Genomic DNA, 23,379 nt, shown 5'->3' on the forward strand with positions numbered 1-23,379 from the left:
GCTCAGTCCGGTCGCCTGGTCCATCCGGTCGACCATGCGGATGCGGCGCCGCAGACGGTGCCCGTTGGCGCGCCCCTCAGCCTCGGCCTGCAGCAGCACCAGGTCGGCGCCGCCACCGGGCAGGGTGCGCTCCAGGCAGGCGGCCAGCACGTCGCGCGGCCGCACCGCGGCGCCGCCCGCCGTGACGGTCTCCGAGGAGGTCAGTCCCAGGTCCATCAGCAGCTTGATCCGGTCGCGATGGCCGGGATAGCGGATGGTCTTGTAGTCGATGTCGCGCACCTTGCCGGCCAGGGTCACGGGCAGGGTCGAGACGCCGCCCGAGGTCTGGAAGGCCTCCAACTCGCCGAAGCCGGGAAACGCCAGCGCCTCCAGCTCGGACAGGCCGGGCACGACCCGGCGCGCGCCGTCGCGCACGACCACGCAGTCCTCGATGTACTCGTTGATCAGCCCCTGCACCGCGAAGACGATGGCGTAGTCCAGCGGCGGCTGCGGCGCCGCGGGCAGGCCGCCCACGCGCAGGCGCACGCTCTCGCAGGTCTCGAAGCCCGTCGCCAGGTGATAGCCGAGGATCCCGGCCAGGCCCGGCGCCAGGCCGCAGTCGGGGATCACCGTCACGCCGGCCGCCCGGGCCGCCTCGTCATGGGCGAACTGCTCGGCCACGACGTCGTTGTTGCCGCCCAGGTCCAGGAAGTGGGCGCCGTGGGCGACGGCCAGGCGGGTCAGCCCCGCGTTGAACCAGTAGTTGACGGCGCTGACGCAGACGTCCGCCCCGTCCAGCAGGGGCGCGAGCAGCCCGGCGTCGGTGACGTCGCCGCTGGTGGTCGCGACGCGCGGGTCGTCCAGCCAGGCGGCGAGGGCCTCGACGGCGGCCGCGTCCCGGTCCACCAGGTGCAGCGCGGCGGTCCCTGCGGCGTGCCGCAGCAGGTCGTGGGCGATGGCGCGGCCCTGCAGGCCGACGCCGAGCAGGAGATATCGCATGGGTCCCTCTCCGGTTGATAGGGAAGCGACTCTACACCCCGCTTAGGAGCGATGCCAACGGCCGAATCGACTTTGACGCGGGGCCGGCCCGAGGCTACACTCTGCCGCGGACCGATCTTCCGACCACACGGCCAAGGAGAAGAGATGGACGCCAAGCTGCTGCAGTCGCGCCTGCTGGAATTGATCCGGCGCACATCCTGCGAACTGCCGCCCGACGTGGTGCGGGCGGTCGACAAGGGGTGGCGCAAGGAGAAGAAGGGCACCACCGCCAAGTACGCCTTCGAGGTGATCCGGGACAACGTCATCCTCGCCGGCCGCAAATCGCAGCCCATCTGCCAGGACACCGGCACGATCATCTGCTACGTGGACCGTCCGCGCTGGATTTCCGAGCAGGACTTCATCCGCGCTTTCGAGAAGGCGGTCGTGCAGGCGACCAGGATCGGTTATCTCCGGCAGAACTCCGTCGACTCGATCACCGGCAGGAACTCCGGCACCAACCTCGGACCGGGCAGCCCCGTGATCCACTTCCACGAGACCGGCGCCAAGGCCATGACCGTGCGTCTGATGCTCAAGGGCGGCGGTTGCGAGAACGTGGGCGTGCAGTACGCCCTGCCCAACACCGGGCTCGGCGCCGGGCGCGACCTCGAGGGCGTGCGCCGCTGCGTGCTGGACGCCGTCCACCGGGCCCAGGGCAAGGGCTGCGGGCCGGGCATCCTGGGCGTGTGCGTCGGCGGCGACCGCGCCACGGGGTATGTGGCGTCCAAGGAGACGTTCTTCAGGTCCCTGGACGACGTCAACGACGATCCCGTCCTCGCGCGTCTCGAGAAGAGCCTGCTGAAGGAGGCCAACACCCTGGGGATCGGCCCCATGGGCTTCGGGGGCGTGACCACGATCATGGGCGTCAAGCTCACCGCCCGCAACCGCGTGCCGGCCTCGTTCTTCGTGTCGGTTTCATACATGTGCTGGGCGTACCGGCGCGACGGCTGCAGCCTGTCCGAAGCGGGCAAGGTCACCGGCTGGCTGTACAGCTAGAAAGGACCTGACATGTTTCTGGAAGCTCCGTTCACAGAGGCCAAGCTCCGCAAGTTCCGCGTGGGCGACCTGGTGGAGATCACGGGCATGCTCTACACGGGCCGCGACGCGGTGCACAAGTACCTGCACGACGGCGGCAAACCGCCCGTGGACCTGCAGGATTCGATCATCTACCATTGCGGCCCGGTGGTCGTGCGCGAGATGGGCAAGTGGGTCGTCAAGGCCGCGGGCCCGACCACCTCGATCCGCGAGGAACCCTACCAGGGGCCGCTGATGGAGCGGTACGGCATCCGCGGCGTGATCGGCAAGGGCGGCATGGGACCCAAGACCCTGGCCGCCTGCCGCAAGGTGGGCGCCTGCTACTTCCACGCCATCGGCGGCGCCGCGCAGGTGCTGGCCGAGAAGGTGGTCGAGGTGCCGGACGTGCACATGCTCGAGGAATTCGGGTCGCCGGAAGCCATCTGGGAATTCAAGGTCGTGCGGTTCCCGGTCGTGGTGACCATGGACGCGCACGGCAAGTCGCTGCACGCGAAGGTCGAGGGCGTCTCGGCGGCGGCCCTCGCCAAGCTGATCGGTTAGGAGGCATCGTGCCCAACGAGCGGACGGACCAGACGGCGGGAGGGATCCCGCATTCCGTAGACGACGTCATCTCCCTGGCGCGCGTTCTCAACATCATCTGGCGGCGCCGGCTGATCGTCCTGCTGCTCACCCTGGCCGGGCTGGCGGCGGGCATCGTGTACGTGGCGATCACGGATCCGCTGTACCGCGCCGTCGCCACGGTGCGTCCGGGCATCACCAGCTACGCCGCGGGGGGCGACCCGCAGCGCTCCTGGCAGCTCAAGGACATCGTGCGCTGGTACCGCAGCGGCCTGTACGGCGAGGGCGTCCAGCGGGGTCTGGGCTTGCCCAAGGGCGCTTTCCGTCCCGACATCATGGCCGAGTTCATTCCCCGCGGCGTGGGCATCCAGGGCGGCAACGTGGTCACCTTGACCACGCTGAGCACGTCCCGGGAACAGGCCGAGCGGATCCTCGCCGCGTCCATCGAGACCTTCAACAAGTACGCGGAGATCAACTCCGTGGGCAACGACCTGTCGCTGTCGCGCCGCGTACTCGAGAACGAGATCGAGAAGCTGGGCCACGACCGCGACGACATCGACATCAAGCGGGATCTGCTGGAATTGCGGATCGGGCGCAAGGGCGACGAGCTCAAGGGGATCGAGATCGAACAGCAGCGTCTCGCGCTGGCGGTCAAGGAGCACCTGGCCCGGCAGGGCCTGAGGGACGAGAAGGCGGGGATTCTCGAGACGGGTGTGGACTCCACGCTCACCGGCCTGCGGGAGATGTCCTACTACCTCGAGCGCATGCGGGCGAAGGAGACCCGCCAGGGCGACCTCGATTCCACGCTGTCGTCGGTGCCCGAGACGGAGAAGTTGCCGTTCCTCTGGTGGGAGCTGGCGCAGGACAAGACGGCCATAGCCGGAAGCATGCTCATGAACAGCCTCGAGATGCAGGCCGGCATGTGGGAGGACCAGCTCGCGGCCACGGAATTGCGGCACACCAACGAGATCCAGGAATACCAGCACGAGAGCGAGCTCCTGCTCAAGAACTACGAACTGGCCTACCGCAAGGCGCTCCTGGAGTCCGAGATCAGGGAGATGGAGATCAACCGCGACCGCTCCCTGTCGCAGGAGCTGATCAACATCGCGGACCAGATCCAGGTGCAGCGGTCGCGGCTCGAACTGCTGACTCCCCTGGAGACGATCGGCACCATCTTCGTCAGCGAGAATCCGGTGCGCCCGCGCAGGCAGCGCGCAGTGGGTCTGCTGACCCTGATGGGCTTCCTGGGCTCGCTGGGCCTGGCCCTGGTCTGGGAATACATGTCCCTCAACCGCCGCGAGATCTTTTCCGATTCCCGGTAGAGTTCCCCCGGACGGTTCCGACGTTGGAACCGTGACGGGTCCCTAGTATATTGGCACGGCTCCGCGGCCGAGCGGCCCGGAGGGTACACCGACCACTGAGGGAGTAACCGATGAAACGATCCCTGATCCTCTCGACCCTGGCGTTGCTGCTGCTGACCCTGCCGTCGACCGGCTGCAAGGAAGACGCCGAAACCGCGGCAGGTCCGCAGGAAGTGACCGTGATGGAAGGCCTGACCTATATGGACGTCGTCGTCGGCCCGGGCGAGACCGCCGTCAAGGGCGACGTCGTCGATGTGCACTACACCGGCTGGGTGTTGACCGAGGGCGTGAAGGCCCCCGAGCCCTTCGACAGCTCCGTCGCTCGGGGCGAGTCCGCCAAGTTCGACGTGGGCGTGGGGAGGCTCATCAAGGGCTGGGATGAGGGTATTCCGGGCATGCAGGTCGGCGGCAAGCGCGAGCTGACCATCGCGCCTGATCTGGCCTACGGCACCGTCGAACGTCCCAACATCCCCGCCAACTCCACGCTCTTCTTCGAGGTGGAATTGCTGGGCATCGTTAGCGTGGAGATCGTCGACACGCTGGTGGGCGAGGGCGCCGTCGCGGAGATCGGCGACACGGTGACGGTCCACTACACTGGCTGGCTCTGCGAGGACGGCGCCAGGGTCGGCGATCCCTTCGACAGCTCCTTCAATCGCGACGAGCCCTACAGATTCCCCCTCGGCAAAGGACGCGTCATCAAGGGTTGGGACCAGGGCGTCAAGGGCATGAAGACCGGCGGCAAGCGCACGCTCATCATCCCGCCCGACCTGGGCTACGGCGCTCGCGGGGCCGGCGGTGTGATCCCGCCCAACGCCACGCTGATCTTCGATGTGGAGCTGGTGAGCATCGAGGGCAAGTGACATACCCGCTTCCGTGTGGGTGATGCGAGGGGGTGTCCCGGCCGGGCACCCCCTTTGCCGTCGCCCGGCCCGCCGAATATCCTTGCAGAGAAAGAATCCGTTCATTATCGTCGAAAGTTGATTCAGGGCGATCACTGCAAGGTTCGATCGCTTTTTGCATGTCCGCGAACAGAGTGGTTTCGCGGCGGTGGCGCGGATCCGGCGCCGCCTTCCATCCACGTCGAGACGAAGGGTGAACCTCACATGGGCAACACGATCTACCTGATTCCGGCGGCGGGCGTGCTCGCGCTGCTATTCGCCTTGGTCAAGACGGCCTGGGTCAAGAAGCAGGACGCGGGTACGGACACCATGAAGACGATCGCCGGTCACATCCACGAAGGCGCCATGGCCTTCCTGGGACGCGAGTACAGGGTTCTCTCGATCTTCGTCGTCGTCGTGGCCGTGCTGCTGGCCTGGGGCAACGCCAGCCTGGAGAACTCGCACTGGCTGATCGGCCTCTCCTTCGCCTTCGGCGCGCTCTGCTCCGGCCTCTCGGGCTTCTTCGGCATGAAGATCGCCACCATCGCCAACGTGCGCACCACCGCTTCGGCCCGGACGAGCCTGAACAGGGCGTTGTCCGTGGCCTTCAGCGGCGGCACCGTCATGGGCATGTGCGTGGTCGGGCTGGCCGTGATCGGCCTGAGCATCCTGTTCATCGTCTACGACAGGACCTTCATCGGCCAGGAGGGCTGGAACATGGGCCGCGTGCTGCAGGTCCTGTCCGGTTTCTCCCTGGGCGCCAGCTCCATCGCGCTCTTCGCGCGCGTGGGCGGCGGCATCTACACCAAGGCGGCCGACGTGGGCGCCGATCTGGTCGGCAAGGTCGAGGCCGGCATTCCCGAGGACGCCCCCCGCAACCCCGCCGTCATCGCCGACAACGTGGGCGACAACGTGGGCGACGTGGCCGGCATGGGCGCCGACCTCTTCGAGAGCTACGTGGGCTCGATCGTGGGTTCGATGATCCTGGGCGTGGCCTTCGTGGGCAACGGCGACATCAACGCCGTCCTGCTGCCCCTGGTGCTGGCCGCCTGCGGCATCGTCGTCTCGATCGTCGGCACCTTCTTCGTGCGCACCACCGAGGGCGGCAATCCGCAGGCCGCGCTCAACACCGGCACCTTCGGCGCCGGCATCATCATGCTGGTCGTCACCTACTTCGCAGCCAAGATGATGCTCCCGGCCGACAAGTTCATGGGCGTCTTCTGGGCGACCATCGCCGGCCTGGCCGGCGGCATCGGCATCGGCATGATCACCGAGTACTACACCGCCGAGAACCGCGGCCCCGCCCGGAGCATCGCCAAGGCCTCGGAGACCGGCGCGGCCACCAACATCATCGGCGGCCTGGCCCTGGGCATGCTCTCGACGTTCCTGCCCATCATCGTGCTGAGCACCGTGATCCTGGTCGCCCACCACGTGGCCGGACTGTACGGCATCGCCATCGCGGCCCTGGGCATGCTCTCGACGACCGGCATCCAGCTGGCCGTGGACGCCTACGGCCCCATCGCCGACAACGCCGGCGGCATCAGCGAGATGGCCGGGCTGGGACCCGAGGTCCGCGCACGCACCGACAAGCTCGACGCCGTGGGCAATACCACCGCCGCCATCGGCAAGGGCTTCGCCATCGGCTCGGCCGCCCTGACCGCCCTGGCCCTGTTCAGCGCCTACCGCGTGGCGGTCGGCCTGGAAAAGATCGACCTGCTGAACCCGCTGGTCCTGGTGGGTCTGCTGCTGGGCTCCATGCTGCCGTTCCTGTTCAGCTCCTTCGCCATGAGCGCCGTGGGACGCGCCGCCTTCTCGATGATCGAGGAAGTGCGCCGCCAGTTCCGCGAGATCCCCGGCTTGATGGAGGGCAAGGCAACCGCCGATTTCCGCAAGTGCGTGGACATCTCCACCGCCGCGGCCATCAAGGAAATGATCATGCCCGGCATGATCGCCGTGCTGACGCCGGTGGCCGTGGGCTTCATCGGCGGCACCGAGATGCTGGGCGGCCTTCTCTGCGGCGTGACCGCCACGGGCGTGCTGATGGCCCTGTTCCAGTCCAACGCCGGCGGCGCCTGGGACAACGCCAAGAAGCACATCGAGGGCGGCGCCTTCGGCGGCAAGGGCAGCGACGCCCACAAGGCGGCCGTGGTCGGCGACACCGTGGGCGATCCCTTCAAGGACACGTCCGGGCCCAGCCTGAACATCCTGATCAAGCTGATGTCGGTGATCTCCCTGGTGATCGCCCCGTTGCTGATCTGACGAACCGCTCGTCCGCGCTGGCAGGGGCCGGCCCGCTCCCCACGGAGCGGGCCGGTTCTTGTTTCCGGTGTCCCGGAGTCCTCCGATACGACACGCGGGCTGTGCGTCACGGCGGGCGGATGTGGTATGATCTGACGACCATCATCTTCTGGGAGGGAGACATGACATCCACCACCCGCCATGATCGTCCCCGCCGACCGCTGCCGATCATCGCGCTGCTGGTTCCCGTGATCCTGCTGGCGCCGCGGGCGGCCGTCGCCCAGGCGTGGCAGGACGGCGTGGGCGAGGACACCCTCGGCCGCTTCGGCACCTGGCCCGAGTACGGTCCCGGTGACGACAACAAGTACGAGGACAACCTCATCGCCCGCCTTCATCCGGACCGGTTGCAGCGCACCGTCGCCGGACACTTCTACGAACTGGGCTTCGGCGCGCGGGACCCGGGGGAGATCCCCGCGGATCCCGTCGTCTCCGTCCTCGCGCGCAACTGGGTCTTCAAGCGCATCGACGTGGACCGTGGCGACTGCGGCTACCGTCTGGCGTACAACGCGTTATCCGCCGGTTTTCTCATCTCCACCGAGGAGCAGGGCTGCTCCCTGGCGCCTCCGGTGGATTTCGCCCGCATGGCGTACGTGGGCCCGGGGGGCGCGGTGGTGAAGAGCCTGACGGGCCCGACCATCGAGGGCCGCTACTACCGCCGGGCGGTGGACGGCGATTGGGCCGAGAACTGGCTGCTGGTCTGGGCGGCCGACGGCGGCGCCGCGGGCGTCCAGGTGCCGATCCTGCTGCTCTGTTCGGACCATCCCGACTACGTGCAGTGGTGGGAAGGAGAGCTCTATATCCACTTCGACGAGACGGCCGGCGCCACCACCGACGTGCTCGTCGCCTTCCTCGACGGGATCGGCTCGCGCGCGGAGGCCGAGGTGGCGGGCTGGAGCGCTGCCCTGCCCGCCGACGTGGAGGAGCGCTGCCGGCTGCTCTCACGCACCCTGCTGCCCTTTCCCTCCGGCTGTCGCGAGGAGTTCCGGCTAGACGAGGCCGCCGGCACGGTCGAGGTCCGCGACACCTACGCCTACGAGCCCTGGGCCGACAGCTGGGACACGCCCGTGCGGGGACTGGCGCCGCTGCCGCCGGTGGCGGCGTATGCCCACGACCGCGGCTATCCCGTCGTCGTCGACCCCGCGCCGACCGATCTCGGGCTGCCGACGAAGAACGGTCCCCTGCGGGCCCTGATCGGCGCCGACACGATCGTCTACGGCCTGCCCCTGGCGCCCCTCTGGACGCTGAACCTGGTGCCCTCGCCGGCCGGCGCGACCTGGTCCGCGCGCGCCCAGCGCCTGCTCGAGCAGCACACGGCGACGCTGGTCTGGGACCTCGATCTCTCCACGGGGGGCGGCGCGTGGTCGCTGAGCGGGGCCCGCGGCCAGTTCGAGTCCCTGCTCGGCTGCGCGACGCCTTCGCGCGGCTTCTTCCTGCGGCGCTGTCGTCAGGTGCTGGCCAAGGTGCTGCTGGACTTCGGCGCCGGCGGGCCCTGGCAGCTGCGCCAGGTGCCCGGCACCGACCACGAGTACCACTACCTGATCCACTTCAACAACCACCCGGACTATCCCGGCGACCAGGACTGCGGCGCGGGCGCGCCCCTGGAGTACATCTACCAGTACGCCCTGCACGCGGGGGACTGGACGACCGTCGTCGACGCCTGGGCGGACATCGAGAAGATCTTCCACTACCTGGAGATCGTCAGCGACTGGGCCTGGATGGCCAGCTCCTGCCGCGACTACGGCGGCGGCGGCGCGTTCCTGGACATGTTCCCGTCGCAATGGATGGGCTACCTGAGCTTCGCCAAGCTGGCCCGCGCCGCCGCCGGCGCCCTCGGTCCCGCCGTGAGCGAGCGGGGGGACTTCGCCTGGTACCTGGCGTCGAAGGGCATGGTCCCGCTGACCCAGCGTCTCGGCTTCAAGGACGGTTACGCCGCCGCCTACTACGACTTCACCGCCGATCAGGTCTGTACCGGCTTCGGGGAGTACGAGCCCAACCCCGACGCGGGCATCCCCGGCTTCTGGTGCGGGGCCCCGGTAGGATCGTTGATCGACTACCAGGCCAAGCTCATCGCGGGGGAGAGCTTCCACCCCCTGGTGGACCAGTCCTACCTGCGCTGGGTGCCGCAGGACTACGCCGACCTGATGCAGCTCGCCTTCGCCGTGAACGGGGGGCTGGCCTACGATCTCAGCGACGCCGCCTGGGCCTACAACAAGTACCATGCCTTCCGCTCGGTGGGCTGGAATCCGACCGAACTCGCGCAGATGTGGTCGGACATGCACGCGGAAGACTACTATTACGACACCCTGCTGGGGCCCGACCTGCCCGACAACGGCTTCGTCTACCTCGATCAGGTGTGCCGCGACCAGACCGTCTGGGCGCTCGGCAACTGGGAGCCCGGCCTGCTGACCGAGGCGTCCGTCGATCCGGTCACGGGCACGCTGACTTTCCGGCTGGAGAACGACGGTGCGCTGGCCGGGGACGTGGCGATGACCGTGCTCAGCCGGGACGCGCCGATCGCGGTCCTGATCGACGGCGCCGCGGCGCCCTACGACTACGATCCGGACTGGGGCGTGGTGAGCTTCACCGTCGCGGGGGCCGGCCGTCACGCCGGTGCGGTGCAGGTGCCCTTCATCCTGCCTCCCGGTGGCCTCGAGCCCGACGCCGCGCCGGCGGGCTATGGAGACAACCGGGTGGCCAACGGCGACTTCGAGGAATGCCACCTGCACGAGAACTGGTCCCGTCCGTGGCTGGTCTACGATCTCCCCTACTACAACCAACCCCTCGCCGAATCCGGCGTCGTGCACGCCGGCGATTACGCCATGCGGCTCCACTGCGGCGGCACGGACGACCGGTGCAACACCTTCCAGAACATCCACGTCGGGCCTCACGAAGGCTATACGGTGAGTTTCTGGTACAACACCCCCTTCGATCTGAGTCAGGACTCCCACTTCAGCGTGGTCTGTCAGGAGTACGACGAGGACAACCCGGCCCACGAGCGCTGGCGGGCGCTGCAGATCCCCGGTTTCGTCACGCCCACGGACGGCTGGCAGCATGCCGAGATCGAGATGCAACCCGATCCCCTGCTGCCGGGCTCGGCCATCGTCCGCCTCCACTTCCGCTTCCAGGACGAGTCGGCAACGATCTACGTCGATGACGTGGAGTTGATCCCCGAAACGCTCGTGGCCGTGTCGGATCCCGGGGAACCCGATGCGGCGGGTACCGGTCCGCGGGCCGTCTTCGGATTGCTGGGCTGCCGGCCCAACCCCTGCAATCCGTCGGTTCGCATCTCGTACCTGCTCGCCGCGGTGGGCGGGCACGAGGTGGCGCTCTACGACCTGCGGGGCCGCCGGGTGCGCGCCCTGGCCGCTGGCGCCGCACCGGCCGGGCGGCACGAGACCGTCTGGGACGGGCGCGATGACGACGGTCGGAACTGCTCCGCGGGAACCTACCTGGTGCGGTTGCGGGCCGGTGGACGCATGGACCGGCAGAAGGTTGTCCTGGTGCGCTAGAGGAGGCGGTGTGATGCGTCGAGGTTTCGCGTGGACGATCGGCGCCTCCGCCGCCGCGATGGTGCTGGCCGCTGTGGTTTACGTGGTCGGCGGCACCCAGCGGCTGTCTCGCTGGGAAGTGGTCGAGGTCCGCGACCCCGCCCGCATCCAGCTGAACCGCTGCGTGTTCCGCTCCGGCGGCCTGCGGCCGGGGCAGGAGCTGGGGCCCACCCTGATCATCACCGAACGCGACAGCGAGCTCGCGCTGCGCCTGGGCGGTCTGCTCGCCCTGCGTCTGTCGCCCGACTCCACGCTGGACCTGCCGCCGCCGCCGGCCCGCTGGATCGGCCGGCACCGCACCCTCGGTGTTGAGCGGGGAGAGGTCGCCCTCACGTGCGGTGGCCGGGCGCTCGGCGACAGGCTGGTCGTCGGCACCGAGGCCGCCGAGATCGGCCTGGACGGCGCCGATATGGTCGTCAGATGCGGCGCCGCAGGAGTAGACGTCATCCTGTTGCGCGGCGCCGCCGAGCTGGTGACGCGCGACGGTCACGTGCACCGGCTGGCGGGTGAAGTCGGGATGCGCTTCGCGGGCGCGGGCCCGCCGCAGATAATCCCTGTGGACCAGCGGGCGCGCGGGCTGGTCGCGGCCCTCCCTGATCCCTAGCCTGGATTATTCGTCCGCACAGCGACAAGCTCCGTGTTAATATGCATTGTATCTATGGGTTAGGGCGTTCGGGAAAAAAGTATTTTACATGTGACTCCGGCAGGGTACGCTCTGTCTAAACGGGTATGGCATGTGTGTCATCGGCTCGTCGGTCGGCGATCGTCCTGCAGTGAGGATCGCCGATTACCGGTGTCGTCCGCGAAAAAGCCTTGGTTGTCTGCGAGTCCATGTACGCGTGGCCGATCGCGGACGACCGGCAACCCGTAGAAGAGGGGGACCCATCATGAAGAAAACGTTGACTTCGGTCGTGATCTTGGGCGTCTTGCTGATCGCCTCGATGACCGCGACTGTCCAGGTGCTGGCGCAGGGCGCCGGACTCGAGCGAGAGATCCAGGATGTTGAGAAGCTGCTCCAGGACGCTCGCGATCGGCACATCCAGATCATCGCGCCGAGCTATTACGAGAAGGCGGAGAAAAAGCTGCAGGAAGCCAAGGCACGCTTCGATAGCAAGGGCAAGATCGAGAATATCCGAACCATGCTGGCCGAGACGCGGACCGAGCTGAAGCAGGCGGAGACGTTCAGGGACGTCGGCGAGCTGATCCTGCGCGATGCGATCGTAGCCCGTCAAGAAGCCCTGACGGCCAATGCTCCCGAGCATGCCGCGGCCGAATGGAAGAACGCCAAGGAGGCCCTCTATCAGGCCGGCCGAGAGATCGAGAAGGGTAACCACAACAACGCCCGCGCCCGCGCGGCCGACTCCGTGCGGCTGCTGAAAACGGCCGAGTTGGAAGGCATTCGCAACGATCTGCTCGGCGAGGCGCGGAGCGCCCGCGACACGGCCTTCCAGGACAAGGCCGACAAGAAGGCGGCGGCGACGTACGCGGCGGGCGAGCGCCATCTCGCCGCAGCCGAGGCCATTCTGCGTGAGGACCGCTACGACAGGGAAGCCGCGGCGGGCAGCGCCGTGGAAGCCATCAAGTCGTTCCGCCATGCCCGGGACATCGTGGCCGTGAACCGACGCCTCGAACGCGGCGACTCCGACATCGAACTGGAGAAGCTGGTCCTCGAACACGAACAGGAGATCGCATCGATCGCCGACGCGGTCAACGTCGGCGCCGATTTCGCCGCCGGCCGCGGCCAGGTACTCGACGGCATCAAGGCCTCGATCGTCAGCCTGCGCAGCGACCGCGACGCGCTCCGCTCCGAAGTCGGCGAGCGCGACGCTCGCATCGCCGGTCTGAAGAGCGAGCAAGAGAACCTGAGCGCGCAGCTGGGGAAAGTGAGTGGACAGGAGCGCCAGGCCGCCGCCTCCCTGCTTTCCCGGCAGGAGCGCGACAGCCGGATGGCCAAGGTTCGCGGCCTGTTCGCCAAGAACGAGGCCGAGATCGTCACACGCGGCGACGAGCTCATGGTTCGTCTCTACGGTATCAGCTTTCCCGTGGGATCATCCGAGATCCGTCCCCAGGATTTCGGTGTCCTGACGCGCGTGCAGCAGGTGTTGCGGGAGTTTCCAGCCGCCGAAGTGACGGTGGAAGGACACACCGACTCCAGCGGCGACGACGACTACAACATGCAGTTGAGCGACCGCCGCGCCCTGGCGGTCAAGAGCTACCTCGACGCCAACATGGGGCTGTCCGCGGACCGCATCTCGGCGAAGGGCAGCGGTGAAACCAGTCCCATCGCCAACAACGAGACCGAAGCGGGACGGGCCAGGAACCGGCGCATCGAAGTGCGTCTGTTGCTCCCGCCGATCGGCCAGTAGGGACGAGACGGCAGGAACGAGGGCGGCCCGCTCCGTGTCGAGCGGGCCGCCGTCTTTGTCGGGCGATCCCTAGAACTCGTAGCCCAGGCCTATCGACACGATGCCCTTGTAGCCCAGCCCCAGCGCCAGGTCCAGCGCCGCGGCACCGCCGAGCCGCATGCCCAGCGGCGTGAACTGGTAGGCGAGCAGGAAGGTGTCGCCGGTCTCCAGCTCGTCGATGTCCGTCGTCGTGTGCAGCATCGAGACGCCCGCCATGGTGTCCAGGTACAGCGCGAACGAGCCGGTGCGCACGTAGTAGTGCTTGACGCCCAGCATGAAGGTGTAGAAGTCGTCGGAGACCCGGCCGGCGAGCTGTCCGGAACTCTCGATCAGGTACTCCTTCTCGTAGCTCGCGATGTTGAAGTGGGCGACCAGGCGAGACCGCTCGCCCATGGGCTTCGCGTACTCGACGAATGCCGCCGCACGCTCCGTCTCGGTGGACGGCTCGAGCGTGCCGATGGACAGCGTGGCCATGGTGATGTCGGTGAAGAGCTCGAAGAGGGTCTGCACCGGCAGGGCGCCCACCCCGGCCCGGAATTCGCCGCCCGTACGCCCATCGATCTCGGCGCGCGCGGCCGACGCGGCGACCGCCAGGACGCAGGCTGTGATCAGCGCGCGTCGGCCGGAGCGGAATCGGAGTCTCATGTCCATCTCCCGTCGCAGGGGTTTCGAATCGGCAAATTGGTCGCAATATGTGTGCCAGCCGCTGCACGAGATCGTCAACTGTCATGTTTGCAATGAGTTGAAAATAGCAGAGGGCTGCAGCCAGCCGGCCGCTCCGTATCCGCCCGCCGCGGCGGTTGGGCAGCGAGTGCGAAGATTCGAGACCGGCGTTGCCGGGGGAGATCAGACGAGAGCCGACGGGCATCGACGCCAGCGGCCTGGGCCAAGGCCCCGGACGCGGCGGCGGAGACGGCCCGCGGCAGCGGCGCCCTTTGCTTTGCTCCTCATATCCTGCTGTCAACAAATGAATTAAAAAACACATCAGCAGGTACGGGCGATCGTCAACCAGGCTGTTTAATTCTTGACGGGTTGTGTTTTATGCTGAACATTTGTGGCGGGAGGCCGGTCTCCGGCCGACCGGCCCGGAAGGAGAACGCGCATGGCTCTGTTGAGGCTGGACGACGCCAGGATCATCGACTTCGTGGCTCATCTGCAGGCGCGGAAAAAGGTCTACGCGCCGCACGCCAAGGGACGCGCGTCTTACGTGTTCGCCCCGGTCGAGCAGCCGCAGGACGTGGTGCTCGACTACCCGCGCACGCTCCACTCGGTCAAGAAGTACTTCATGCCGCCGCGGGAGGCGCTGCTCGATTTCAACCTCATCGAGAACACGTTCACGCCGCCGGCGCTCGAGCCGGTGAACGCCGTCTTCCTGGGCGTCCACGCCTACGACATGCACGCGGTCCTGAAGGCCGATTACAACTTCTCCCGGGGCCATCCCGAGAAGAACTACCTCGCGCGCCGGCAGGAGGCCGTCTTCGTGGGGGTGACCTTCACGCCGGACCTCTACCACTTCTCCGGCTCGGTGGGCATCGGCCCCGACGACACGACCGGTTTCGACGTCTTCCTGCACCGCGTCGAGGGCGGCTACGCCGTGGAACTGCTGACCGACGCCGGCCGACGGCTGCTGGACGGCTTCCCGCTGCCCGGATGCACGGACCGGCTGGTCGCGGGCGGCCATTTCCACCAGCACATCTACGTGCCGCAGGGCAAGCTCTTCGAGGTCTTCGAGCACGGCTACCACAACGAGGTCTGGGAGGAGGTGGCGGCCCGCTGCACCGGTTGCGGCACCTGCAACCTGGTCTGTCCGACCTGTGTCTGCTTCAACGTGGAGGACCGCGTCGACGTGACCGTCACCCGTGGCACGCGCGAGCGCTACTGGGACAGCTGCCTGCTGCGGGGCTTCGGCGAGGTCGCCGGCGGCGAGGTGTTCCGCGAGCACCTGGCGGGACGGCAGCGCCACCGCGTGTACCGCAAGTTCAAGTACATCTCCGACCTGACCGGCGAGCCCTGGTGCGTGGGCTGCGGCCGCTGCACGGCGCACTGCACCGCCGGCATCAGCATCGTCGACATCGTCAACCGGCTGGTCAACGACTACGACAAGCAGCGGACGGCGACGGTCTGAGCGGGGGCCCGACAAGGAGATCACGATGCCTCAGCGTTACCTCATAGATCCCGCCCAGGCGCAGGACCTCTACCTGCCGCTCATGGCCGAGCTCGTGTCGGTCAAGGCCCTCACGCCGCAGGAGACCCTGTACGAGATCGCCCTGCCCGGGGGCCGCGATCTCGGGCACCGTCCCGGCCAGTTCGTGAAGGTGTCGCTGTTCGGCGTGGGCGAGGCCCCGTTCTCGGTCTCTTCCTCGCCGACGAAGCGGGGCAGCTTCGAGCTGGGCATCCGCACCGTGGGCATGCTGACCGAGGTCATGCAGCGCATGGGGCCCGGCGAGAAGGTGGGCATCCGCGGCCCCTTCGGCAACGGCTTCGACACCGGCGCCCTGCGCGGGAAGGACCTGCTGATAATCGCCGGCGGCATCGGGCTGGTGCCCCTGCGCTCGCTGATCAACTTCGTGATCGACAACCGCGACGACTTCGGCCGCCTGATCATCTGCTACGGGAACCGCTCCGATGCGGAGCTGCTCTTCGCCGAGGAGCGCGCGGCGTGGGAACGGGATCCGTCCATCGAGTACCACGTGACCGTGGACCGGGGCTCGTCGCAGTGGCGCGGCCGGACCGGGGTGATCACCACGCTGCTCCCGGGCCTGAAACTCGACGTGGACCGCACGGCGGCCTGCATCTGCGGCCCGCCCGTGATGTTCCGCTACGTCCTGCTCGCCCTGCGCGCGAAGGGCATGCCCGAGAAGGGGATCTTCCTGTCGCTGGAGCGGCGCATGAAGTGCGGCGTGGGCAAGTGCGGCCACTGCCAGATCAACAACACCTTCGTCTGCACCGAGGGCCCGGTCTACAACGGCCTCGAGCTGAAGAGCCTCCAGGAGGCGTTGTGATGGCGTTCAAACCGCGCGTGGGCGTCTTCGACTTCACGGGCTGCGAGGGCTGCGAGCTCAACCACCTGAACTTCGAGGACCAGCTCCTGGACATCCTCGGTCACGTCGACTTCGTGGAGTGGCGCGAGGCCATGGACGAGCGGGGCGGGGAGCTGGACATCGCGTTCGTCGAGGGGTCGCTGTCCACGCCCGACTGCATCAAGCGCATCCACGAGATCCGCCGCAGGACTAAGGTGCTGGTGGCGGTGGGCTCCTGCGCGGTCCTGGGCGGGATCAACGCCCTGAAGAACATCCGGCCCATCGCGGACGTGCGCGAGGAGGTCTACGGCGAGGACAAGTACCTGTTCCCGACCCTGCCGGCGCTGCCGCTGAGCGCCGTCGTGGAGGTGGACCACTGCATCCGCGGCTGCCCCATGACGCAGCTGGAGTTCCTGAAGGTCTTCACCTCCCTGGTGATGGGCAAGCGGCCCGTGCAGGAGGACTTCTCCGTCTGTGTGGAGTGCAAGCTCAGGGAGAACGAGTGCGTCTACGGCCGGGGCCTAGTCTGCCTGGGGCCCGTCACGCGCGCCGGCTGTGACGCCCAGTGCCCGACCTTCGGCCAGTCCTGCATCGGCTGCCGGGGCCTGGTCACCGATCCCAGGCTCGGGGCCATGGAGGAGATCCTCGTCGCCCACGGGCTATCCATGGACGAGGCCCGCCGCAAGCTGCAGCTCTTCAACGCCAACCAGCTCGAAAGGGCGGCTCCATGAGCACCAGGCTCGACATCAAGGTCCACCACCTGACACGTGTGGAGGGGCACGGCGACATCGTCGTGAACATGACCGACGGCGTGCTGGAGAAGGCGCGGCTGGAGATCGTGGAGGCGCCGCGCTACTTCGAGGCGATGCTCAAGGGACGCAGCTTCCTCGAGACGGCCATCATCACCTCGCGCATCTGCGGCATCTGCTCCCTGGGCCACCAGATGACCTCGTTCAAGGCGACCGAGCAGGCCCTGGGCCTGGAGGTCAGCGAGCAGACCCTGCTGCTGCGCAAGCTGCTGGTCCACGGCGCGACCATGCAGTCGAACGTGCTGCACGCGCTGTTCCTGGCCGCGCCGGACTTCCTGAAGGTGGGCTCGGTCTTCCCGCTGGTCGCCTCCCATCCCGACGTGGTCAAGGCCGCGTTGCGCATGAAGCGGCTGGCCAACGACATCGCCGAGGTTGTCTCCGGGCGGGCCGTGCATCCCATATCCTGCGTGCCCGGCGGCTTCACCGCGCTGCCGACCGCCGCCGCGCTGCGCGAGCTCAAGCGCCGTCTCGAAGAGCAGATGGTGCCGGACCTGGCCTTCGCGGCCGAGACCGTCGCCGCCCTGGCCGCCGAGATCCCGGGCTTCACGCGCGACACCGAGTACATCTCGCTGCGCAGCGACGACGACTACGCCCTCTACGACGGCGACATCTGCTCCAGCGACGAGGGCCGCGTCCCCGTCGCCGAGTATCGCCGCATGACCAACGAGCACGTGGTGTCCCACAGCACCTCGAAGCACTGCCGGGTCAACCGCTCGAGCTACATGGTCGGCGCCCTGGCGCGCTGGAACAACAACCACGACCGGCTGTGCCCGGCCGCGCTGGAGGTCGCCGGCAAGCTCGGTCTCGCGCCGGGCTGCAACAACCCGTTCCTGAACACCATCGCCCAGATCGTCGAGTCGGTGCACTGCGCGCTGGATTCCGTCGCCGTCATCGACGAGCTGCTGACGCGCGGCATCCGCGACGAGCAGCCGCATCAGGAGCCGACGCGCCACGGCACCGGCGTCGGCGCTACCGAGGTGCCCCGCGGCATCCTGTACCACGAGTACACGTACGACCGGAAGGGCCTCGTCGTGGCGGCCAACTGCGTCATCCCCACGGGGCAGAACCTCGCCAACATCGACGACGACATGAGGAAGCTGGTGCCCGAGGTGCTGGACCGTCCGGAACCGGAGATCGCACATCTGCTGGAGATGCTGGTGCGGGCCTACGACCCCTGCATCTCCTGCTCGGTGCACATGCTGGACGTGAAATTCGTCAGGTAGGTCGCGCGTGAGGATCGTGGCGGTGGGCAACCCCTTCTGCGGGGACGACGGCGTGGGCGCGGCCGTGCTGGAGCGCATCCGCGCCGAGGGGCTCTTCCCGGGCGCCGAGCTGATCGACGCGGGGACCGATGCCCTGTCGCTGCTGGACCGTTTCGCGGAGACCGGCGCGGCGGAGCGCTTGCATATCATCATCGACGCGGCCAAGATGGGATGCGAACCCGGCCGGGTCGTCGGGTTCGCGCCCGCCGAGGCGCGACGGCGCATCGTCTGGGACCGGCTGTCGCTGCACGGTCTCGGCCTGGCGGAGGCCTTCGCCCTGGCGGAGGGGCTCGGCGCGATGCCGCGGCGCGTGGTCGTCGTGGGCGTCGAGCCGACCGAGGTTCGCATGGACCGGGGGCTTTCCGACGCCGTCGCGGCGGCCGTCCCCGAGGTGATCCGGCTCATCCGAGCGGAGGTACGGGCAGATGAAGCGGACCATACTGGTCATTGACGACGACATCGATCTGGTGGAAGTCATCCGCCTGACCCTGGAGAATGCGGGCTTCGACGTGATCGACGCCCAGAGCGGTGCGCGCGGGCTGGAACTCGCGCGGGAGCAGGGGCCGGACCTGATCATCCTCGACGTCATGATGGGTGTGATCGACGAGGGGTTCCAGGTGGCCTACGAGCTGAGGGGGAACGATCTCACCGCCGACATCCCCATCCTCATGATGACCGCCGTCTCCGACCAGACCGGCTTCGGCTTCGATCCCGAACGGGACGCCGAGTTCCTGCCCGTCGACGAGTTCCTGGAGAAGCCGCTCAGCCCGCAGCGGCTAGTGGACCTGGTACGCAAGCACCTGCCCGCGACAGCATGATGAAAGCCGCGACATACAGCCCCGCGCCCGCCACCGACGAGTCGACCCAATTCGTCTCGGCCGCCTCGCTGCGCCTGCGGTCCGACTGGTTCATCAAGATGCGCTGGGGCGCTGCCGCGGGCGTCGCGGCGCTGACCCTGCTGGCGGGGGAAGTGGCGCACATACCGCTGCCGCGGGAGCCGATCCTCGCCACCGCGGCCGTGCTGATCCTGCTCAACGTCGTCTACGCGGTGCGCAACCGCCGCGTCGCGCCGGCCGTCATCGCGCACGAGCTGCGCGTGGTCAAGGTGCAGATGCTCATCGACCTGCTGCTGCTCACCGTGTTGATCAACCTCTCGGGGGGGCTCGAGAACCCCTTCTCCTTCATATACGTCGTCCACGTGCTGATCGCGAGCCTGCTCTTCAAGGGCAGGGACGTCTACCAGGTGGCCCTCTTCAGCGCGGTGCTGTTCAGCTTCGACATCCTCGGCGAGCACTTCGGCCTGCTGCCCCACAACCACCTGCAGGGCGGCGGCGTGCTGACCCACGCGCCGCTGTACATGGCCGTCAGCCTGGCGTCCTTCTGGCTGGTCCTGTTCGGCTGCGCCTACGTCGGCGCCTCGATCATGCGCCACAACCGGACCATCAAGAACGAGCTGGTCGCGCGCCAGCGCCAGCTCGTCGCCGCCGACAAGGCCAAGCTGGATTTCTTCCGCTTCGTCTCGCACGAGGTGAAGACGCCGGTCGTCACCGCCCAGAGCGCGGTGGAAGCTGTGCTCGGCGTCGCGGGCGGCGAGATGTCCGCCAAGGCGGCGGAGACGCTGCGACGGGCGGTGCGCCGCCTGAACCAGGCCCTGGAGATCGTCAAGGACCTGTCCGACCTGACGCGCACGCGCATGAGCGCCGACCGGGACGTCGCCGAGGTCAACCTCAGCCGGCTGGTCGGGAAGCTGCTCGCCGAGCAGGGCGAACTCATCGCGGAGAAGGGGCTGGTCCAGACGACGGCGCTGCCGCCGGAGGATCTGGTCATGCAGGCCAACGAGACCATGATCGAGAAGATCTTCGACAACCTGATCAGCAACGCCGTGCGTTACGACATTCCCGGCGGCGCGCTGCGCGTGTCGCTGCTCGATCTGGGCGACTCGGTGCGCCTGTCGGTGGCGGACGAAGGCATCGGCGTCGCGCCCGAGGACCGCGACCGCATCTTCGACGAGTTCTATCGCACGCCTGCAGCCAAGGAGATGTCCGCTCTGGGCACGGGTCTCGGCCTGTCCATCGTGAAGCGGTTCACCGAGCAGCTCGGCGGCTCCCTGCAGCTGGACAGCACCCCCGGCACGGGATCCACCTTCACCGTCACCCTGCCGAAATCATGAGCGACAAGGTCAAATGCGGCGGTCTGATCGTCAGGCGCGGTCTCTGCATGCTGGAGATCATGGGCTACGAATGGCGCGCGGGCAGGTCGTCGCGCATCCTGGCCATGTTCGGCGAGAACGAGATCCCGCTGTGCTACCTGTCCCTCGGCAAGTGCGCCGACGGCAGCAAGCAGCTGGTCCTGTGCGTCGAGCACAAGATGCGCGAGCGGTGCCGTCCCATTCTCGACGGGGTACGCGACGAGTTCATGCCCCGGGCGCTCGGCGTGGTCGAGGACGTGGTCATCCTCACCGTCTACGGCCCCCACTTCTACGAGCGGGTGGCCCTGGCCAGCGAGGTCTACGGCTCCACCTGCGAGGCCGGGATCGACGCCCATTCGGTCGGCTCGTCGGTCAACAGCATCAGCCTGGTGGTCGACGCCGCGGACGAGCCCGGGACCATCGCCAGCCTGCGCACGCGCTTCGTCTGGCCGGAGTGACCGTCAGCAGATCCGCGGCAGCTGCTCGCCCGCCGGCATGTCCACGATCCTCTCGGTGCCGAGGGCCGTCCGCAGCGCCACGATCCCCGGATGCTCCGCCACCACCCGCCCGATGACCGCGGCCGCGCGTCCGTGCTCGTGGTCCCGCATGGCCGCCAGCACCGTATCCGCCGTCTCGCCCGGCACCACGGCCACCAGCTTGCCCTCGTTGGCCACGTACAGTGGGTCGATGCCCAGGATCTCGCAGACGGCCATCACGTCGTCGCGCACGGGGATCGCCTCGCCGTCGAGAGCGAGGCCCACCCGCGACGCGGCCGCGAACTCGTTCAGGGTCGTGGCGAGCCCGCCGCGCGTGGGATCGCGCATGGCCCGCACGCCGGGACAGGCCGCCAGCACGGCGGCGACCAGGCCGTTGAGCGCCGCCGTGTCGCTGCGCACCGACGACCGGAACGACAGTCCCTCGCGCGCGGTCATCACCGCCATGCCGTGGTCGCCCAGCGTTCCCGAGACGATCACCGCGTCGCCGGGCCGCAGGTTGGCGGACGAGAGATCCAAGCCCGCGGCCAGCACGCCCACGCCCGAGGTGTTGATGAACAGGCCGTCGCAGGAGCCCCTGTCCACGACCTTGGTGTCGCCGGTCACGACCGTCACGCCGGCCCTGCCCGCCGCCGTCTCCATGGAGCAGAGCACGCGGTGGAAGATCGCCAGCGGCAGGCCTTCCTCCAGCACGAAGCCCACGCTCAGGAACAGCGGGCGCGCGCCGCACATGGCCACGTCGTTCACGGTGCCGTTGATCGCCAGGTCGCCGATGTCGCCGCCGGGGAACTCCAGGGGCGTGACCACGAAAGTGTCGGTGGAGAACGCCAGCCGGCAGGCCGGCAGGTCGAGCACCGCCTGGTCCTCCAGGCGCGCCAGGGCCGGGTTGGCGAAGCGCGGCAGGATGAACGTCTCGATCAGGTCCGCCGAGAGGCGGCCGCCGGCGCCGTGGGCCAGCTGCACCGTGTCGTGGCCGTGGCGGGGCATGGGACGGCGGAGCCCCGCGAGGTCCGGAGCGTCGCTCATGATCGGCTCCGCCGGCACTGCCAGTAGGCGGCGCAGGCTCCCTCGCTGGAGACCATAGGAGCGCCCAGCGGCGAGGCCGGCGTGCAGTCGGTGCCGAAGGCCGGGCAGGCGATGGGTTTCTCGAGGCCCTGCAGGATCGCGCCGCTGATGCAGACTTCGGGTTCGGCGGGGGAGATGTCGCAGACCTCGAACCTGCGCTCGGCGTCGTGGGCTGCGTAGGCGTCGCGCAGCCGCAGCCCGCTGCCCGGAATCACGCCGATGCCTCGCCAGGCCCGGTCGCAGACCTCGTAGACCTCGTCCACGACAGCCCGCGCCGTCGGGTTCCCGTGCCGGCGCACCAGCCGGTCGTAGCGGTTCTCCACCCGCGCCTCGCCGCGCTCGAGCATCTCCACGCAGCAGAGGATGCCCAGCAGCAGGTCCACCGGCTCGAAGCCCGTCGGCACGATGGGTACGGAGAACTCCCGCGCCAGGGGTTCGTATTCGTCCCACCCCATGATCGTGCAGACGTGGCCCGCGGCCAGGATCCCCTGCACCCGGTTGGACGGAGACGACAGGATGGCCCGCATGGCCGGGGGCACACGCACGTGGCTGACGATCTCGCTGAAGTTCGGCAGCCCCTCGGCGGCGGCCTGCTTGACGGCCATGGCGTTGCCCGGCGCGGTGGTCTCGAAGCCCACGGCCAGGAAGACCACTTCGCGGTCGGGATGCTCTCGCGCCAGCTTCACGGCCTCCAGCGGCGAATAGACCATGCGCACGTCGCCGCCCCGCGACTTGACGCGGAAGAGGTCGTCCCGCGACCCGGGCACGCGCAGCATGTCGCCGTAGGACGCGAGGATCACCTCCGGGCGAGCGGCCACGGCGTGGGCGCGGTCGAGGGTCTCCAGGGGGGTGACGCAGACGGGGCAGCCGGGACCGTGGACCAGCGTGATCCGCAGGGGCAGCAGCCGGTCGAGGCCGTGGCGCAGGATGGCGTGGGTCTGGCCGCCGCAGACCTCCATGATCGTCCACGGCCGGGTCACGGCGGCGGCGATGCGGTCCAGCAGCGCGCGGGCCAGGGCGGGGTCGCGGAATTCGTCGAGATACTTCATGGCCGGTCTCCGGCCGGGCCGGCGTCGTCGTCCTCGTCGATCAGCGCGTTCAGCTCGGTCAAGGTGCGCAGCGTGGCGGCGGCCTCGTCCTCGTCGAGGACCTGCAGGGCGAAGCCGGCGTGCACGATGACGTACCGACCCACCGCCGCCTCGGGCACGCAGGACAGGCAGGCCGCGTTCTCGGCGCCCGCGTAGTCGATGCGGCCCATCCTCAGGCCGTTCTCCTCGTAGATCTTCAGCCCCTTGCCGGGCACCGCGAGGCACATGGCCGCTCCTCCCGCCTGCGAACCGCACGGATGAACTCTCGGGTAGAAGGTGCCAACGGTCCGGCGTTAGTGCAACCTCAAACCCGGCAGTCGGGGATTCCGGTAAACATCCGCGCCCCGTATGGCATA

At 68.4% G+C, this 23,379-nt stretch carries 19 protein-coding genes and 1 pseudogene; 15 read left to right on the top strand and 5 right to left on the bottom strand.

From position 1 onward, the window contains the following. Positions 1 to 978: saccharopine dehydrogenase NADP-binding domain-containing protein (locus KJ554_03025; GenBank protein MBU0741311.1), on the bottom strand; the 978-nt coding region annotated here is incomplete at its 3' end. Positions 979 to 1,122: 144 nt separating this feature from the next. Between KJ554_03025 and KJ554_03030 the strand changes: the two are divergent. From KJ554_03030 to KJ554_03060, 7 genes and pseudogenes are all read left to right on the top strand, one after another. After that, a pseudogene (locus KJ554_03030) lies at positions 1,123 to 2,589 on the top strand (fumarate hydratase). Between the two features lie 8 nt (positions 2,590 to 2,597). Beyond that, positions 2,598 to 3,929 (top strand): hypothetical protein, encoded by a 1,332-nt coding sequence (locus KJ554_03035; protein MBU0741312.1) that lies wholly within the window; start codon positions 2,598 to 2,600, stop codon positions 3,927 to 3,929. A 221-nt stretch (positions 3,930 to 4,150) separates the two neighbouring features. Next, positions 4,151 to 4,828, top strand: coding sequence for an FKBP-type peptidyl-prolyl cis-trans isomerase (locus KJ554_03040; protein ID MBU0741313.1), 678 nt, complete (start codon positions 4,151 to 4,153; stop codon positions 4,826 to 4,828). 243 nt (positions 4,829 to 5,071) lie between these two features. Continuing rightward, a complete protein-coding gene (locus KJ554_03045; protein MBU0741314.1) occupies positions 5,072 to 7,105 on the top strand; it encodes a sodium-translocating pyrophosphatase in 2,034 nt (677 codons plus the stop codon). Between the two features lie 161 nt (positions 7,106 to 7,266). Next, the gene (locus tag KJ554_03050; GenBank protein MBU0741315.1) at positions 7,267 to 10,653 is read left to right on the top strand and encodes a hypothetical protein; all 3,387 of its coding nucleotides are present in this window, start codon (positions 7,267 to 7,269) and stop codon (positions 10,651 to 10,653) included. Positions 10,654 to 10,666: 13 nt separating this feature from the next. Then, a complete protein-coding gene (locus KJ554_03055; GenBank protein MBU0741316.1) occupies positions 10,667 to 11,296 on the top strand; it encodes a FecR domain-containing protein in 630 nt (209 codons plus the stop codon). A gap of 283 nt (positions 11,297 to 11,579) precedes the next feature. Further along, positions 11,580 to 13,058, top strand: coding sequence for an OmpA family protein (locus tag KJ554_03060; GenBank protein ID MBU0741317.1), 1,479 nt, complete (start codon positions 11,580 to 11,582; stop codon positions 13,056 to 13,058). Positions 13,059 to 13,127: 69 nt separating this feature from the next. Here the strand turns inward: KJ554_03060 and KJ554_03065 are convergent, their stop codons facing one another. Then, a complete protein-coding gene (locus tag KJ554_03065) occupies positions 13,128 to 13,742 on the bottom strand; it encodes a hypothetical protein (GenBank protein MBU0741318.1) in 615 nt (204 codons plus the stop codon). A 457-nt stretch (positions 13,743 to 14,199) separates the two neighbouring features. Between KJ554_03065 and KJ554_03070 the strand changes: the two genes are divergently transcribed. Genes KJ554_03070 through KJ554_03105 form a run of 8 tightly spaced genes read left to right on the top strand, consistent with a single transcriptional unit; the run spans position 14,200 to position 20,834 of the window. Next, positions 14,200 to 15,222 carry a 4Fe-4S dicluster domain-containing protein gene (locus KJ554_03070; GenBank protein ID MBU0741319.1) on the top strand — a complete coding sequence of 341 codons (1,023 nt, stop codon included), beginning with the start codon at positions 14,200 to 14,202 and terminating at the stop codon, positions 15,220 to 15,222. Positions 15,223 to 15,247: 25 nt separating this feature from the next. Continuing rightward, positions 15,248 to 16,099: an FAD/NAD(P)-binding protein gene (locus KJ554_03075; protein ID MBU0741320.1), complete on the top strand. Its 852-nt coding sequence runs from the start codon at positions 15,248 to 15,250 to the stop codon at positions 16,097 to 16,099. Continuing rightward, entirely contained in the window at positions 16,099 to 16,848 is a 750-nt protein-coding gene (locus tag KJ554_03080; GenBank protein MBU0741321.1) for an NADH:ubiquinone oxidoreductase, read from the top strand. The genes KJ554_03075 and KJ554_03080 overlap by 1 nt, the downstream gene beginning before the upstream one ends. Continuing rightward, positions 16,845 to 18,149, top strand: a complete 1,305-nt coding sequence (locus tag KJ554_03085) for a Ni/Fe hydrogenase subunit alpha (protein MBU0741322.1) — start codon at positions 16,845 to 16,847, stop codon at positions 18,147 to 18,149. The genes KJ554_03080 and KJ554_03085 overlap by 4 nt, the downstream gene beginning before the upstream one ends. A gap of 7 nt (positions 18,150 to 18,156) precedes the next feature. Then, positions 18,157 to 18,639, top strand: coding sequence for a hydrogenase maturation protease (locus tag KJ554_03090; GenBank protein MBU0741323.1), 483 nt, complete (start codon positions 18,157 to 18,159; stop codon positions 18,637 to 18,639). Next, positions 18,614 to 19,006 (top strand): response regulator, encoded by a 393-nt coding sequence (locus KJ554_03095; GenBank protein ID MBU0741324.1) that lies wholly within the window; start codon positions 18,614 to 18,616, stop codon positions 19,004 to 19,006. The genes KJ554_03090 and KJ554_03095 overlap by 26 nt, the downstream gene beginning before the upstream one ends. Beyond that, positions 19,006 to 20,358, top strand: a complete 1,353-nt coding sequence (locus KJ554_03100) for a HAMP domain-containing histidine kinase (GenBank protein ID MBU0741325.1) — start codon at positions 19,006 to 19,008, stop codon at positions 20,356 to 20,358. The genes KJ554_03095 and KJ554_03100 overlap by 1 nt, the downstream gene beginning before the upstream one ends. Continuing rightward, the gene (locus tag KJ554_03105; GenBank protein MBU0741326.1) at positions 20,355 to 20,834 is read left to right on the top strand and encodes a hypothetical protein; all 480 of its coding nucleotides are present in this window, start codon (positions 20,355 to 20,357) and stop codon (positions 20,832 to 20,834) included. The genes KJ554_03100 and KJ554_03105 overlap by 4 nt, the downstream gene beginning before the upstream one ends. Positions 20,835 to 20,837: 3 nt before the next feature. On the opposite strand, the gene hypE is transcribed toward KJ554_03105, so the two are convergent. The 3 genes from hypE to KJ554_03120 are packed head-to-tail and all read right to left on the bottom strand — an operon-like array spanning position 20,838 to position 23,250. Then, complete coding sequence (hypE, locus tag KJ554_03110) at positions 20,838 to 21,896, bottom strand: hydrogenase expression/formation protein HypE (GenBank protein ID MBU0741327.1); 1,059 nt, start codon at positions 21,894 to 21,896, stop codon at positions 20,838 to 20,840. After that, positions 21,893 to 22,984, bottom strand: a complete 1,092-nt coding sequence (gene hypD / locus KJ554_03115) for a hydrogenase formation protein HypD (GenBank protein MBU0741328.1) — start codon at positions 22,982 to 22,984, stop codon at positions 21,893 to 21,895. Before hypD ends, hypE begins: the two co-directional genes overlap by 4 nt. After that, positions 22,981 to 23,250 (bottom strand): HypC/HybG/HupF family hydrogenase formation chaperone, encoded by a 270-nt coding sequence (locus KJ554_03120; protein MBU0741329.1) that lies wholly within the window; start codon positions 23,248 to 23,250, stop codon positions 22,981 to 22,983. The genes hypD and KJ554_03120 overlap by 4 nt, the downstream gene beginning before the upstream one ends. Positions 23,251 to 23,379: the final 129 nt, after the last annotated feature.

It is taken from the genome of bacterium, assembly GCA_018814885.1.
GTDB lineage: Bacteria > Krumholzibacteriota > Krumholzibacteriia > LZORAL124-64-63 > LZORAL124-64-63 > JAHIYU01.

Coding starts and splice junctions, on each gene's coding strand:
- KJ554_03040 (MBU0741313.1), top strand. CDS start 4,151: ATGGAAGGCCTGACCTATATGGACGTCGTCGTCGGCCCGGGCGAGACC.
- KJ554_03045 (MBU0741314.1), top strand. CDS start 5,072: ATGGGCAACACGATCTACCTGATTCCGGCGGCGGGCGTGCTCGCGCTG.
- KJ554_03050 (MBU0741315.1), top strand. CDS start 7,267: ATGACATCCACCACCCGCCATGATCGTCCCCGCCGACCGCTGCCGATC.
- KJ554_03055 (MBU0741316.1), top strand. CDS start 10,667: ATGCGTCGAGGTTTCGCGTGGACGATCGGCGCCTCCGCCGCCGCGATG.
- KJ554_03060 (MBU0741317.1), top strand. CDS start 11,580: ATGAAGAAAACGTTGACTTCGGTCGTGATCTTGGGCGTCTTGCTGATC.
- KJ554_03065 (MBU0741318.1), bottom strand. CDS start 13,742: ATGAGACTCCGATTCCGCTCCGGCCGACGCGCGCTGATCACAGCCTGC.
- KJ554_03070 (MBU0741319.1), top strand. CDS start 14,200: ATGGCTCTGTTGAGGCTGGACGACGCCAGGATCATCGACTTCGTGGCT.
- KJ554_03075 (MBU0741320.1), top strand. CDS start 15,248: ATGCCTCAGCGTTACCTCATAGATCCCGCCCAGGCGCAGGACCTCTAC.
- KJ554_03080 (MBU0741321.1), top strand. CDS start 16,099: ATGGCGTTCAAACCGCGCGTGGGCGTCTTCGACTTCACGGGCTGCGAG.
- KJ554_03085 (MBU0741322.1), top strand. CDS start 16,845: ATGAGCACCAGGCTCGACATCAAGGTCCACCACCTGACACGTGTGGAG.
- KJ554_03095 (MBU0741324.1), top strand. CDS start 18,614: ATGAAGCGGACCATACTGGTCATTGACGACGACATCGATCTGGTGGAA.
- KJ554_03100 (MBU0741325.1), top strand. CDS start 19,006: ATGAAAGCCGCGACATACAGCCCCGCGCCCGCCACCGACGAGTCGACC.
- KJ554_03105 (MBU0741326.1), top strand. CDS start 20,355: ATGAGCGACAAGGTCAAATGCGGCGGTCTGATCGTCAGGCGCGGTCTC.
- hypE (MBU0741327.1), bottom strand. CDS start 21,896: ATGAGCGACGCTCCGGACCTCGCGGGGCTCCGCCGTCCCATGCCCCGC.
- hypD (MBU0741328.1), bottom strand. CDS start 22,984: ATGAAGTATCTCGACGAATTCCGCGACCCCGCCCTGGCCCGCGCGCTG.
- KJ554_03120 (MBU0741329.1), bottom strand. CDS start 23,250: ATGTGCCTCGCGGTGCCCGGCAAGGGGCTGAAGATCTACGAGGAGAAC.